This is a genomic window from Vibrio sp. 1069 (genome assembly GCF_033340555.1).
The window spans coordinates 1-846 of sequence record NZ_JAWOWP010000216.1; the positions used below are offsets into that span (position 1 = coordinate 1).

At 49.3% G+C, this 846-nt stretch carries 1 protein-coding gene; it reads left to right on the forward strand.

Annotated features, from left to right (window positions below):
* The coding region (gene pstA / locus R7040_RS25545; RefSeq protein WP_318097439.1) for a phosphate ABC transporter permease PstA at positions 1-846 on the forward strand (846 nt) is incomplete at both ends.

The window sequence follows — 846 nt, forward strand, 5'->3', positions numbered from 1 at the left end:
GACGATTTTTTAGCGCAGAACTTGCAACAAAAAGAGCAAGTGGAACAAGAGCTGGCGAAGTTGGACTTACAACTGGATGGCTTGCGTTTACAGCTTTCTGGCTACGCACTAATTGTTGAGGACATGACGGGTTCTCATGTTTCGATTCCCCTTGAAGACATATTGGACTACTGGTACCCAAACCAAATGTCGTTACCTGACAAAGTGATGCATTGGGGTAAACAGGTCTGGAAATTCTTATCCGAAGATCCAAGAGAATCGAACTCTGAAGGCGGCGTTTTTCCTGCAATATTCGGAACCGTTTTCTTGGTGCTTATCATGTCGATTATCGTGATGCCGCTTGGGGTGGTTGCTGCGATTTACTTGCATGAATACGCGAAGAACAACGCACTTACGCGAATTATTCGAATTGCGGTCATCAACTTGGCGGGGGTTCCTTCGATCGTGTATGGCGTGTTCGGGTTGGGTTTCTTTGTCTATACCATCGGAGCCTCCATCGATAACGTGTTTTATGCCGAGCGATTACCAGCGCCAACTTTCGGTACGCCGGGTTTGTTGTGGTCGGCTTTGACGTTAGCAGTATTAACACTGCCCGTGGTTATTGTTACGACAGAGGAAGGCTTAACACGTATTCCGAGCTCAGTACGCCACGGTTCTTTGGCGCTTGGCGCGACGCAATTTGAAACGTTGTGGCGCGTGGTATTACCAATGGCAACGCCTGCGATTATCACCGGTTTGATTCTGGCGATTGCGCGTGCCGCAGGGGAAGGCGCGCCATTAATGCTAGTGGGGGTTGTGAAACTGGCGTCCAGTTTGCCTGTTGATGGTCAGTTCCCTTACGTGCAT